Raw genomic sequence first — 12,459 nt, 5'->3', positions numbered from 1 at the left:
GGGTCCCGGGGCCCGGTCAGGGGAGGGCGGTCGTGACATGGCCGCCCTCGGCCGGCGTCACACCCGCCGCAGCACCGCGACCACCTTGCCCAGAATGGTCGCGTCGTCGCCGGGGATCGGCTCGTACGCGGAGTTGTGCGGGAGGAGCCAGACGTGGCCGTCCTCGCGCTTGAAGCGCTTGACGGTGGCCTCGCCGTCGAGCATCGCGGCCACGATGTCACCGTTCTCGGCGACCGGCTGGCGGCGCACCGTGACCCAGTCGCCGTCGCAGATCGCGGCCTCGATCATGGAGTCACCGACAACCTTAAGAACGAACAGCTCGCCGTCGCCGACGAGCTGCCGAGGAAGGGGAAAGACATCCTCGACCGACTCCTCGGCGAGAATCGGCCCACCGGCGGCGATGCGGCCGACCAGCGGAACGTATGACGCGGCGGGCTTGCCCGCGGTGTCGGTGGGCTGCACGGAGGCGGCCTGGTCGGAGCCGCGGACCTCGTACGCGCGCGGGCGGTGCGGGTCGCGGCGCAGGAAGCCCTTGCGCTCCAGTGCCATCAGTTGGTGTGCGACGGAGGACGTGCTGGACAGGCCGACCGCCTGGCCGATCTCCCGCATGGACGGCGGGTAGCCGCGCCGCTGCACGGAGTCCCTGATGACCTCGATCACCCGGCGCTGCCGGTCGGTGAGCCCCGAGCTGTCCGCCCGGATGCCTGGAGGTCGGCCCGGCAGGGAGCGCTTGGGCCCCTCGGGATTCGTGGCTTCGTTCATCGCATGCACCGGCTCGAGTCGGCCCTGGGAGCGGTCCTGGGCAGTGATGGTGGCACTGTCTGCGGTGGTGGTCACGTCGGCCCCTCTCGATGGTCTCCCTGCAGCACAACGGTAGTTGCTTTCGAAAGGTTGCGCCAAACACACGTTCGAGTGAAAAAACGCGAATCGCCGGACGCGATCAGATGCCTGGGTGTATGGCTAACGCGGTGCCCTGCGGACAAAAGCGCCCATTGTTGTACTCTTCACCGCCGGGTGGTGCCCTCGTGGGGTGTGGTCCAGTCTGCCATCCAGCGCCCCGTCAACCGGGTACCGGCCCCCGTCTGCGCGGGAGTCCCACGGCTTCTCCCTGTGGCGCCCACCGTATCTCCCCACGGGCTGCCGCGATACGTCTGCGCGGCTCCGTGTCCGGCGTGGCGCACGCGCGCGTGGCGCGTGATGGCGACACGCGCGACAGGGGTCGATGTAAGAGCCAATCCCCACATCTAGTGGTTGGATAGCAGTAGCGGCCCAGAAGTTGTGGTCCCCCCGGTCTTCGAGCCTCTGCCGATCGCCTATGCTTGTGGTCGCTTCGAGGGGCCCAAGGGCCTATTGAGGCTATTGAGTCTGCTGTGAGGAGGGTTGGGAGTTCATGCACTGCCCCTTCTGCAGGCACCCCGACAGCCGTGTCGTCGACAGTCGTACGACCGACGACGGCACGTCGATCCGCCGGCGCCGCCAGTGCCCTGACTGCTCCCGTCGTTTCACGACCGTGGAGACGTGCTCGCTCATGGTGGTCAAGCGGTCCGGAGTCACCGAGCCTTTCAGCCGTACCAAGGTCATCAATGGCGTGCGCAAGGCATGCCAGGGACGGCCTGTCACCGAGGACGCACTCGCCCAGCTCGGCCAGCGGGTCGAGGAGGCGGTGCGCGCCACCGGGAGCGCCGAGTTGACCACCCATGACGTGGGGCTGGCCATACTCGGCCCACTGCAGGAGCTCGACCTCGTCGCCTACCTGCGATTCGCGTCCGTCTACCGGGCGTTCGAGTCGTTGGAGGACTTCGAGGCGGCGATCGCGGAACTCAGGGAAAAGCCGGAGCACCCCGCCGCGGACGACGAAGACGGCGGCCCGGGGAGCCAGGAAGACGACCGCGGGTCCGGGGGGACTGCTCAGGCCCCCGAGCCCGCAGCCGCCGACTGATCGACGGGGCCGGTCCGGACATGGCTCCGGAGCCGGCCGGTCGGCGGCGATGAAGGCCTGTTGCGGGCGGCAGCGCGAGAACCCGCAACACAAGACAGAACACCGTGCCACGGGAACATCGTGGCACTTCAGGGCGTTTTAGCCCGTACAGGGAGGCGGCATGACAGAGACGGCGAGCGGTCCGGCACGGAGTTCCCGCGCCAAGGGCGCCAAGGCGACCAAGGGGCTGCGTATCGAGCGCATCCACACCACCCCCGGCGTACACCCGTACGACGAGGTGGCCTGGGAGCGCCGTGATGTCGTCATGACCAACTGGCGCGACGGCTCGGTCAACTTCGAGCAGCGTGGCGTCGAGTTCCCCGACTTCTGGTCGGTGAACGCGGTCAACATCGTCACCAGCAAGTACTTCCGCGGTGCCGTCGGCACCCCGCAGCGCGAGACCAGCCTCAAGCAGCTGATCGACCGCATCGTGAAGACGTACCGGAAGGCCGGCGAGGACTACAAGTACTTCGCCTCGCCCGCCGACGCCGAGATCTTCGAGCACGAGCTGGCGTACGCCCTCCTGCACCAGATCTTCAGCTTCAACAGCCCCGTGTGGTTCAACGTCGGCACGCCCCAGCCGCAGCAGGTCTCGGCCTGCTTCATCCTGTCCGTCGACGACTCCATGGAGTCGATCCTCGACTGGTACAAGGAAGAGGGCATGATCTTCAAGGGCGGCTCCGGTGCCGGCCTGAACCTCTCCCGCATCCGCTCCTCCAAGGAGCTGCTCTCCTCTGGCGGCAACGCCTCCGGCCCGGTCTCCTTCATGCGCGGTGCCGACGCCTCTGCAGGAACGATCAAGTCCGGTGGCGCCACCCGCCGGGCCGCCAAGATGGTCATCCTCGACGTCGACCACCCCGACATCGAGGACTTCATCGAGACCAAGGTCAAGGAAGAGGAGAAGATCCGCGCCCTGCGCGACGCGGGCTTCGACATGGACCTCGGTGGCGACGACATCACGTCCGTCCAGTACCAGAACGCCAACAACTCGGTCCGAGTGAACGACGAGTTCATGAAGGCGGTCGAGCAGGGCGGCAAGTTCGGCCTCCGCGCGCGGATGACCGGCGAGGTCATCGAGGAGGTCGACGCCAAGTCCCTGTTCCGCAAGATGGCCGAAGCCGCCTGGGCCTGTGCCGACCCGGGCATCCAGTACGACGACACCATCAACCACTGGCACACCTGCCCGGAGTCCGGCCGTATCAACGGCTCGAACCCCTGTAGCGAGTACATGCACCTGGACAACACGTCCTGCAACCTCGCCTCGCTGAACCTGATGAAGTTCCTCAAGGACGACGGCAAGGGCAACCAGTCCTTCGAGGTCGAGAGCTTCGCCAAGGTTGTCGAGCTCGTCATCACGGCGATGGACATCTCCATCTGCTTCGCGGACTTCCCGACCCAGAAGATCGGCGAGAACACGCGCGCGTTCCGCCAGCTCGGCATCGGCTACGCCAACCTCGGCGCCATGCTGATGGCGACCGGCCACGCCTACGACTCCGACGGCGGCCGCGCCCTGGCCGGTGCCGTCACGTCCCTCATGACCGGTACGGCCTACCGCCGTTCCGCCGAGCTCGCCGCGGTCGTCGGCCCGTACGACGGCTACGCCCGCAACGCGTCCGCCCACAACCGCGTCATGAAGCAGCACGCCGACGCGAACGCCTCGGCTGTCCGCATGGACGACCTGGACACGCCGGTCTGGGCCGCCGCCACGGAGGCCTGGCAGGACGTGCTGCGCCTCGGTGAGAAGAACGGTTTCCGAAACTCCCAGGCGTCCGTGATTGCTCCGACAGGCACCATCGGCCTGGCGATGTCCTGCGACACCACCGGCCTCGAGCCTGACCTCGCCCTGGTCAAGTTCAAGAAGCTGGTAGGCGGCGGCTCGATGCAGATCGTCAACGGCACCGTCCCGCAGGCCCTGCGCCGCCTGGGCTACCAGGAGGAGCAGATCGAGGCGATCGTCGCCCACATCGCCGAGCACGGCAACGTGATCGACGCCCCCGGCCTCAAGCACGAGCACTACGAGGTGTTCGACTGCGCCATGGGCGAGCGGGCTATCTCCCCGATGGGCCACGTCCGCATGATGGCCGCGATCCAGCCGTGGATCTCCGGAGCCCTGTCCAAGACGGTCAACATGCCGGAGTCGGCGACCGTCGAGGAGGTCGAGGAGATCTACTTCGAGGCCTGGAAGATGGGCATCAAGGCCCTGGCGATCTACCGCGACAACTGCAAGGTCGGCCAGCCGCTCTCCGCCAAGACCAAGGAGAAGGAGAAGGCCGAGATCACGGAGAAGGCCGAGGCCACGATCCGTGAGACGGTCGAGAAGGTCGTCGAGTACCGCCCGGTCCGCAAGCGCCTCCCCAAGGGCCGCCCTGGTATCACCACGTCCTTCACGGTCGGCGGCGCCGAGGGCTACATGACCGCCAACTCCTACCCGGACGACGGTCTCGGCGAGGTCTTCCTGAAGATGTCCAAGCAGGGATCGACCCTCGCGGGCATGATGGATGCCTTCTCCATCGCCGTCTCGGTGGGCCTGCAGTACGGCGTGCCGCTGGAGACATACGTCTCGAAGTTCACGAACATGCGCTTCGAGCCGGCCGGTATGACGGACGACCCGGACGTGCGGATGGCCCAGTCGATCGTCGACTACATCTTCCGCCGCCTGGCGCTCGACTTCCTGCCCTTCGAGACGCGTTCCGCGCTCGGCATCCACTCCGCCGAGGAGCGCCAGCGTCACCTGGAGACCGGTTCGTACGAGCCGCTGGAGGAGGACGTCGACGTCGAGGGTCTGGCCCAGTCGGCGCCGCGCGCCCAGGAGCTCAAAGCCGTCGCCACGCCGAAGGCCGACATCGAGGCGGCCAAGCCGGCTCCGAAGGAGGCCCACACCAGCGCCGAGCTGGTGGAGATGCAGCTGGGCATTCAGGCCGACGCCCCGCTGTGCTTCTCCTGCGGTACGAAGATGCAGCGGGCCGGCTCCTGCTACATCTGCGAGGGCTGCGGCTCGACCAGCGGCTGCAGCTGAGTCTGAGCGGAATCGCGTGGGCTGCAGCACTCGATGCAACGCCTGTGCGTCGTTGATCAGCGCCTGGTGAAGTCTGGTGAAGGGGACCAACCACTGGTTGGTCCCCTTCACTGCGTCGAGGAGACCAGGCGCTGCATACCCGTACGCCTGGCACCAGCCATGAAGGACGCCCGGGTGGTCAAGGGTGAGGGGCCTCCGCCGGACCTGGCGGGCGCCCCTCGTCTTCGTGCGGTCGGCTGAAGAGACGTCAAGGCTTGAGGGGCGCGCCCATCGTCCTCGTGAAGGTGGCCGGATCGTCCTCGAAGCCATGGACTCCGGCGTGGAAATCCCACACGCGCGTGTCGTCGCGCACGAACTCGGCGACCTTAGCCGCCGTGGAACCAAGGACCCCTCCGAAGTCGTCCACGGCCAGGTCGGTGTAGCCCTCACGGATCCGCAGGGCCGGGTTGATCACGCTGACGAAGGTCCGGCGTGCCGGGCGCTGCTGGATGATGACGCCGACCACCACGCGCGCGTAGCGGGCATCGAGCCGGTCGAGCTCCACGGTCAGGACCTCGTCCCAGCCGAAGCCCTTGCCGTCCTTGCTGTCCCGGTTGAGGTAGATGGTGCCGTCCGGGGAGCGGCTGTCGAAGTGCACCACATAGGCGGGATCGCCGGACGGGTCGCTCGCCAGGTAGGTGGCGGCGACTATGTCCATGTCGGTGGGTGGCTGCCCCACTGGACTCGGGTCCCACTTCAGCGCGATCTCGACCTTGTGGATTCCCTTGCTGATGCCGTTCATCAGTCATCCCCCTTCCCCGAGTGCCCGCAGCCCGAACTGCGGGGCGGCCAAAGCCGGTTGTCCATCCTGCCACGCGCGTGGAGAAGCGTGCGCGGTTCCTGTCCGCACGAGGGTGACCGGCGCCACGCTCCGTGGCCTTACGATGGCGCGGTGCTGGTCAAGTGGATTCGCTGCACCGTGGTGGACCGCCGCGGGTTCGAGCGGGGGCAGCGAAAGTGGGCGGGGCTTCTGGGGGAGCCGGGATTTCGGGGACAGGGCGGGGGCTGGAGCCGGGGGCGGCCTGCGGTGGCCCACATCTTCGCGTTCTGGGAAAGCCGTGCCTTCTACGACTCGTTCATGGCCCGCTCCCACGACCGGCTTGCGGCGGCTCAGTCGGGAACGTTCAAGGACGCCCAGGTCAGGTTGTTCGACTACCGCTTCGATGTGAAGACCGGCTTCGAACCGCGCTTCACGGACGCCGACCTGATCCGGGTGGCCCTCTGCCGTGTCCGCAAGGAGCGCGTCGAGAACTTCACGCTGATGCAGGAGAAGGTCTGGAACCCCGCGATGGCCGGCTCGCCCGGGATGATCCGTGGGCTGTTCGCCGAGGCGCCTGGGCACGAGTTCATGGTTCTGTCGATGTGGCGGTCGGCCGCCGAGCACGGCAAGTACCGCACCGAGCGCGTGGAACGCCTCGCTCTGCGGGCCCAGACGGAAGCGGACGTCGCCGCGCTCACGGGCGACATCGTGGAGCTGGAACCGGCCTGGACGGTCTGATTTCTGGACGCGCCAATCGTGCGCCCTGTGTGGCGCATGGTGCGGGAACTGTGTGACCTACGCCGTATGGTGCTCGTCCGAGTGCTCGACATGCCGTCACCCGATCTAGTGTTTTGGCATGGCACGACCACGGCGCATCGTCCTTGTCCGGCACGGCGAGTCAACGGGCAATGTTGATGACTCCGTGTACGAGCGTGAGCCCGACCACGCACTGGCCCTGACCGAGCGGGGCTGGCGGCAGGCCGAGGAGACGGGTAAGCGGCTTCGCGAGCTGTTCGGGCGCGAACGCGTCAGCGTGTACGTCTCCCCGTACCGCCGGACGCACGAGACACTCCGTGCCTTTCACCTCGATCCGGACCTCATACGCGTGCGGGAGGAGCCCCGGCTGCGCGAGCAGGACTGGGGAAACTGGCAGGACTGCGACGACGTACGGCAGCAGAAGGCCTACCGCGATGCGTACGGGCACTTCTTCTACCGCTTCGCACAGGGTGAGAGCGGCGCAGACGTGTACGACCGGGTCGGTGGTTTCCTGGAGAGCCTGTACCGCAGTTTCGAGGCCCCCGACCACCCACCGAACGTGCTGCTCGTGACGCACGGCCTGGCCATGCGGCTGTTCTGCATGCGCTGGTTCCACTGGACGGTCGCGGAGTTCGAGTCGCTGTCGAATCCCGGGAACGGGGAGATGCGGATGCTCGTTCTGGGGGACGACGGCAAGTACGTGCTCGACCGGCCGTTCGAACGCTGGCGAGATCCGGAACCGTACGGGATCAACGGATAGAGTGGCAGGGCGATGACTGACTCCTCTTCCGACGGGCGCCTGGACCGCGCCCTGGGCAGCCTGCGCGGACTTTCGGTGGGGGACGCGCTGGGCTCCCAGTTCTTCGTGCCGGTGAACTACCCGCTGCTCAAGCGCCGAGAGCTGCCACCCGGACCCTGGCCGTGGACGGACGACACGGAGATGGCCTGCTCCGTGGTCGCCGTACTCGCCACCCACCAGCGCATCGACCAGGACGCACTGGCCCGCTCCTTCGCGGAGCACCACGACTTCGACCGGGGGTACGGACCCGCGGTCAACCGGCTTCTCAGGCTCGTCCGGGAAGGTGGTGACTGGCGGGAGCTTGCCGCCGCGCTGTTCAACGGGCAGGGCTCCTGGGGCAACGGCGCCGCGATGCGGATCGCCCCACTGGGCGCCTGGTACGCGGACGACCCGGAGCAGGCCACGCACCAGGCCGAGATCTCCGCATACACCACACACCAGCACCGTGAGGCCGTGGTCGGCGCCATGGCGGTCGCAGCGGCCGCCGCCCTGGTCGCCGCTCCCGGCGGGCCGCCCAGTGCCGAGTCGCTCCTGGACGACGTCGTCGCGCTCGTGCCGAAGAGCGCGGTCGGCGCAGGTCTGCGTCGCGCTCGGGACATGCTCGACTACGGCGACGCTGCCACGGTCGCGGCCGTACTGGGCTGCGGACGGCGTACGACGGCTCATGACACGGTGCCCTTCGCCCTGTGGTCGGCGGCACGCTCCCTCGGCGACTACGAGGCGGCTTTCTGGACGACGGCGCAGGTCGGCGGGGACGTGGACACCACCTGCGCCATTGTCGGCGGCGTGATCGCCTCGGGGAAGGCGGGGACGCCGCCGACGGAATGGGTGGGGCGGACAGAGGCTCTGCCGGACTGGATGTCGGCGTCGACATAGCGCGGGCTGTGTCCCCGGGTCGCCGACGCGGCTCTCCGCCGAGTTGGCTCTGCCCTTCGAAACTCTCTGTGCATACCGGGAACTCTCTGTGACCGCGGGCTCGTTGTAGTGGCATCTGCTGTGCGCAGACTGCACATCGGTACACACGAGCGCTGTAGGGGGTGGTCATGGAGGTGTTGCCGGTGCTGTTTCTCCTGCTCGGTGTTGCGACCGCCGCGCGGAGCGTCCATTTGCTGTTTCCGTCGGACGCTGCCGCTGCGGCTCCCGGTTGGTGGGGCGGTGTACGGAGGTCCGGACCGCCGCTCTCGCCGTCGGTCCGCCGGACAGGTGTCGGCCGTGCGCAGCCTGTCGCTGGCCGGCTCGTCGCGGGCCGGCCAGTCGGCCGCGGACGCACCCCCGTGGCGCCCGTCGACCAGCCGCCCAGACCGGCCCGCACTCCTCTCCCGTCAGCCGCCCATAGGGCCGGCAGTACCGGCGAGCGCATCCAGGTCGCTCTTGCGTACCCGGATCACCCACCACGCGGTGACGGTGGCGAGGACGGCCATGGCAACGGCCGGGATGAACGCCGTCGAAATACCCTGCGCAAGGACCTCATGCCCCCAGGGCGCGGGCAGCTGATGCGTCTGCGCGAACTCTGCCTTCTGCGCGGCCGAGCCGTCGGCGAGGAAGTGCGGAATCTGCTTCTCCGCCTCGTCCTTGCTGGCCGTGCCGAACACAGTGGTGAGGATGGACAGGCCCAGCGAACCGCCCACCTGCTGCGTGGCATTGAGCAAGCCGGACGCAGCGCCCGCCTCGTGCTGGGCGACACCGGAGACCGCGGTCACCGTCGCCGTGACGAAGTTCAGGCCCATGCCGAAGCCGAACACCAGCATCGGGCCCAGGACTCCGCCTGCATACGAGCTGTCGGGGCTGATGAACGTCTGCCAGGCGAGCCCTACCACTACGGCGGCCGAGCCGACGAGCATGAACGGCTTGGGGCCGAGCACGGGGAGGAAGCGCTGCGAGAGACCCGCTCCGACCACGATCGCGACTGTGATGGGAAGAAAGGCCAGGCCTGCCTCGATCGGGCTGAACCCCAGCACGTTCTGCACGAACAGAACGATGTAGAAGAACATGCCGAACATGGCCGCTGCCAGGCTCAGCATGATCACGTATGTCCCGGAGCGGTTGCGGTCGGCGAACATCTTCAGCGGGGTGATCGGCTCGTTCGCCCGCATCTCGATGAACACGAAGGCGACCAGCAAGACCAACGCCGCACCGAAGGACGCGAGGGTCACGTTGTCCCGCCAGCCCTCCTCCGCCGCGCGGATGAAGCCGTACACCAAGGACGCCATGCCTATGGTCGAGGTCAGTGCGCCCGCGATGTCGAAGCGACCGGGGTGTCGTTCGGACTCGCTTATGTAGAGCGGGGTGAGTACGGCGATCAGTACACCGATCGGCACGTTGACGAAGAGCACCCAGCGCCAGTCGAGCCACTCCGTGAGCATCCCGCCGGCGAGCAGACCGATGGCGCCACCGCCCGCGGACACGGCGGCGAAGACACCGAAGGCGCGATTCCGCTCCGGTCCCTCGGCGAATGTGGTGGTGATCAGGGCCAGCGACGTCGGCGACGCGATCGCGCCACCCACGCCCTGCAGGGCACGCGCGGCCAGCAACTGCCAGGGTTCCTGGGCGATTCCGCCCAGCAGCGAGGCGAAGGTGAACAGCAGGATGCCGGCCATGAAGACCCGGCGCCGGCCGAGGATGTCACCCGCCCGGGCGCCGAGCAGCAGCAGACCGCCGAAGGTCAGCGTGTACGCGCTGACCACCCAGGTGAGGTCGGTGGTGCTGAACTCGAGTGCGGTTTGAATGTGCGGAAGCGCGATATTCACAATCGTCGCGTCGAGGACCACCATGAGCTGGCAGGCCGCGATGACGGTGAGCGCGATGCCGGGATGGCCCTGTCGGCGGGCAGTACCCGGTTTCCGGTCTTGGATCAATGGAGAGGTCGTCACTATGGGTCCCCCACAAATAGCTTAGTGAACGCAAGCGTTCACTGTCGCCGCCAACGGTAGTGACTCCCCAGTAGTGAACGCAAGCGTTCACTTAAGTTGCCATCGCGTCGCACCGTCCCCGCCGCTGCTGCGTGGCACGTCCCCGTATCCCCAAATCCCGCTTCGAATCCCCGCTTCCCTGTTCGTTGGAGACACTCGGATGGTTACTTCGCGCTGGACGGCCGCCTCTGCTCAGGCGGCCACTCCCCGTCGGCGCGGTGCCGTACTTGAACGCGCGATCCTCGAGGCCGCGCTGGAGCAGCTCAGTACGGTCGGCTGGAACGGCCTCACGATGGAGGGCGTGGCCGCCGGAGCCCATACCGGCAAGGCTGCGGTCTACCGCCGCTGGCCGTCCAAGGAGGACCTCGTCGCGGACGCACTTCAGGCCGGACTGCCGCGCATTGATGCTGCCCCCGACCTGGGAAGTGTGCGCCAGGATCTGGTGGCCCTCTGCCGCCAGGCGCGCGACGCCATGTATTCGCGGCCCGGCTCGGCCTTGCGCTCTGTGATTCACGAATGCGACACCCTGCAGGCCGAACGCTTCCATGACGTGATCGTCGAGGGTGTCGTGGAGCCAATGATCAGTCTGCTCCGCGAGGTGATCAACCGTGGAATCGAGCGCGGTGAGGTCCGATCCGACGCTGCGAACGGATACGTCTACGACGCCATCCCGGCGATGATGATGTATCGGTCAAAGGTATGCGCGAGCGAATGGAGCGACCGGGACATCGAGGAGATGGTCGAGCAGTTGATGGTTCCGCTGCTCCGGCAGAGGGGTGTCTGACACCGGGTTGTCCGGCTGTCAGCCCGGCTCCGGGTGACCGGGGTGTCGTAGGCAGTTGCGGGCGGCGTAATCTAAGGGCGCCATGCCGTACGAACCGCCTACTCACACCGTCGAGCGCTCTCTTCGCGCCACGACCGGAGCAAAGATCATTGCCGGTGTCGACGAGGTGGGGCGCGGCGCTTGGGCCGGTCCTGTCACGGTCTGCGCGGCGGTCACCGGACTGCGCCGCCCTCCCGTGGGTCTCACCGATTCCAAACTGCTCACGGTCAAACGACGGACCGAACTCGCCGAGGAACTGCGGAACTGGGTGACCTCGTACGCCCTGGGGCACGCCTCTCCGGAGGAGATCGACGACGTGGGCATGACGGCGGCGCTGCGGCTCGCGGCGGTGCGTGCCCTGGAGGGGCTGCCGGTTCGGCCCGACGCGGTGATCCTTGACGGGAAGCACGACTATCTCGGAGCCCCGTGGAAGGTCCGTACGGTGATCAAGGGTGATCAGTCGTGCGTGGTCGTCGCTGCGGCTTCGGTGATCGCCAAGGTTCAGCGCGACAAAATGATGGCCGAACTGGGTATCGACCATGCAGACTTCGGTTTTGCGGACAACGCCGGGTATCCGTCACCTGTGCACAAGGCCGCACTGGCGGAGCGGGGCCCCACCCCGTACCACCGGTTGTCGTGGGCGTATCTTGATGCGCTGCCCCAGTGGCGGCACCTCAAGAAGGCCCGTAGCTGGGCGGACGGGAGCGTTCCGGAGATCGAGGGTCAGCTCGGCTTCGATTTCTGACGGTCCCGGTCGCACGTATGTGCCACCCACCGGCGCGAGCCGTACCAACGTTTGATAGACATCAACTCATGCCTCTCATCCCCGAGGAGCCTCAGATTCACGAGAGTGCCCAGGGTCCCCGCGCCACGCCGGCCAACGGCCGCACCGCGCCGACCCCCCGTCCCGTACCCGGCCCCCGCCCCGCGGCTCCGCCGCGTCCTGGTCGTCCCGGCCCTCTCCGGCCCGCGCAGCAGGCGCAACGTACGCCCCATGGGGGTGCGCCCAAGCCCGGGCCTGCAGGCCCTGCAACCCACGCTGCCCCCGCTCGGTCCTCGGCGACCCCGCAGATCCAGCTGATCCCGGCTTCGGCCGAGGGCGCGCTCGACGCTGCAGAGGAAGCCGTGGACCTGCTCCTGGAGTCGGGTCGTGCCCCTGGTGACGTGCTGGTGATCACCACCGGTGAGCCGCACCCGTGGGCCGCCCACGAGCTGTCCTTCGGTGAGGCGTCCTACTGGGCGCAGCACGATGCGCGCGACGACGTCTTCTATGCCGACGCCGCCGTCGCTGATCGTGCCGCGTCCCGGCACGTGGTCGTGGTCGCCGTCAACGGTGGCTCCGACGCCGCTGCCGCCGGCGCCCTGCCGCTGGCTCTCGG

General features: G+C 67.8%; 11 protein-coding genes. 8 read left to right on the top strand and 3 right to left on the bottom strand.

Annotated features, from left to right (window positions below):
• Nucleotides 1–57: 57 nt before the first annotated feature.
• Nucleotides 58–837, bottom strand: coding sequence for a transcriptional repressor LexA (gene lexA, locus ACTWQJ_RS05180; RefSeq protein WP_129801080.1), 780 nt, complete (start codon nt 835–837; stop codon nt 58–60).
• 553 nt (nt 838–1,390) lie between these two features.
• Between lexA and nrdR the strand changes: the two genes are divergently transcribed.
• Nucleotides 1,391–1,939, top strand: a complete 549-nt coding sequence (gene nrdR / locus ACTWQJ_RS05175; protein ID WP_443305414.1) for a transcriptional regulator NrdR — start codon at nt 1,391–1,393, stop codon at nt 1,937–1,939.
• A gap of 160 nt (nt 1,940–2,099) precedes the next feature.
• Entirely contained in the window at nt 2,100–4,994 is a 2,895-nt protein-coding gene (locus ACTWQJ_RS05170) for a vitamin B12-dependent ribonucleotide reductase (RefSeq protein WP_443305413.1), read from the top strand.
• Between the two features lie 247 nt (nt 4,995–5,241).
• Here the strand turns inward: ACTWQJ_RS05170 and ACTWQJ_RS05165 are convergent, their stop codons facing one another.
• On the bottom strand, nt 5,242–5,775 hold the full coding sequence (locus ACTWQJ_RS05165; RefSeq protein WP_443305412.1) for a TerD family protein: 534 nt from the start codon (nt 5,773–5,775) through the stop codon (nt 5,242–5,244).
• Between the two features lie 150 nt (nt 5,776–5,925).
• On the opposite strand from ACTWQJ_RS05165, the gene ACTWQJ_RS05160 reads away from it, so the two are divergent.
• The 3 genes from ACTWQJ_RS05160 to ACTWQJ_RS05150 all read left to right on the top strand — a co-directional run bounded on the left by ACTWQJ_RS05160 (nt 5,926) and on the right by ACTWQJ_RS05150 (nt 8,224).
• A complete protein-coding gene (locus ACTWQJ_RS05160) occupies nt 5,926–6,531 on the top strand; it encodes a YdbC family protein (protein WP_443305411.1) in 606 nt (201 codons plus the stop codon).
• A gap of 118 nt (nt 6,532–6,649) precedes the next feature.
• Nucleotides 6,650–7,309 carry a histidine phosphatase family protein gene (locus ACTWQJ_RS05155; protein WP_224735657.1) on the top strand — a complete coding sequence of 220 codons (660 nt, stop codon included), beginning with the start codon at nt 6,650–6,652 and terminating at the stop codon, nt 7,307–7,309.
• A 12-nt stretch (nt 7,310–7,321) separates the two neighbouring features.
• On the top strand, nt 7,322–8,224 hold the full coding sequence (locus ACTWQJ_RS05150) for an ADP-ribosylglycohydrolase family protein (RefSeq protein WP_443305410.1): 903 nt from the start codon (nt 7,322–7,324) through the stop codon (nt 8,222–8,224).
• A gap of 446 nt (nt 8,225–8,670) precedes the next feature.
• Here the strand turns inward: ACTWQJ_RS05150 and ACTWQJ_RS05145 are convergent, their stop codons facing one another.
• The gene (locus ACTWQJ_RS05145; protein WP_224735655.1) at nt 8,671–10,218 is read right to left on the bottom strand and encodes an MFS transporter; all 1,548 of its coding nucleotides are present in this window, start codon (nt 10,216–10,218) and stop codon (nt 8,671–8,673) included.
• Between the two features lie 199 nt (nt 10,219–10,417).
• Between ACTWQJ_RS05145 and ACTWQJ_RS05140 the strand changes: the two genes are divergently transcribed.
• The 3 genes from ACTWQJ_RS05140 to ACTWQJ_RS05130 all read left to right on the top strand — a co-directional run.
• Nucleotides 10,418–11,041 carry a TetR/AcrR family transcriptional regulator gene (locus tag ACTWQJ_RS05140; RefSeq protein ID WP_443305409.1) on the top strand — a complete coding sequence of 208 codons (624 nt, stop codon included), beginning with the start codon at nt 10,418–10,420 and terminating at the stop codon, nt 11,039–11,041.
• An 82-nt stretch (nt 11,042–11,123) separates the two neighbouring features.
• A complete protein-coding gene (locus ACTWQJ_RS05135) occupies nt 11,124–11,825 on the top strand; it encodes a ribonuclease HII (protein ID WP_443305408.1) in 702 nt (233 codons plus the stop codon).
• Between the two features lie 68 nt (nt 11,826–11,893).
• A partial coding sequence (locus ACTWQJ_RS05130; protein ID WP_443305407.1) for a hypothetical protein occupies nt 11,894–12,459 on the top strand: 566 nt, incomplete at its 3' end.

Origin of the sequence: Streptomyces sp. KR55 (assembly GCF_052245645.1) — a bacterium.
GTDB lineage: Bacteria > Actinomycetota > Actinomycetes > Streptomycetales > Streptomycetaceae > Streptomyces > Streptomyces flavusporus.
Note: the sequence above shows the minus strand (reverse complement) of the source record. Positions and strands in the feature narration are given on the sequence as shown.

What these genes read in the sequence shown, in the direction of transcription:
- ACTWQJ_RS05155 (WP_224735657.1), top strand. Translation starts at nt 6,650, where the DNA reads ATGGCACGACCACGGCGCATCGTCCTTGTCCGGCACGGCGAGTCAACG.
- ACTWQJ_RS05165 (WP_443305412.1), bottom strand. Translation starts at nt 5,775, where the DNA reads ATGAACGGCATCAGCAAGGGAATCCACAAGGTCGAGATCGCGCTGAAG.
- ACTWQJ_RS05150 (WP_443305410.1), top strand. Translation starts at nt 7,322, where the DNA reads ATGACTGACTCCTCTTCCGACGGGCGCCTGGACCGCGCCCTGGGCAGC.
- nrdR (WP_443305414.1), top strand. Translation starts at nt 1,391, where the DNA reads ATGCACTGCCCCTTCTGCAGGCACCCCGACAGCCGTGTCGTCGACAGT.
- ACTWQJ_RS05140 (WP_443305409.1), top strand. Translation starts at nt 10,418, where the DNA reads ATGGTTACTTCGCGCTGGACGGCCGCCTCTGCTCAGGCGGCCACTCCC.
- ACTWQJ_RS05170 (WP_443305413.1), top strand. Translation starts at nt 2,100, where the DNA reads ATGACAGAGACGGCGAGCGGTCCGGCACGGAGTTCCCGCGCCAAGGGC.
- ACTWQJ_RS05135 (WP_443305408.1), top strand. Translation starts at nt 11,124, where the DNA reads ATGCCGTACGAACCGCCTACTCACACCGTCGAGCGCTCTCTTCGCGCC.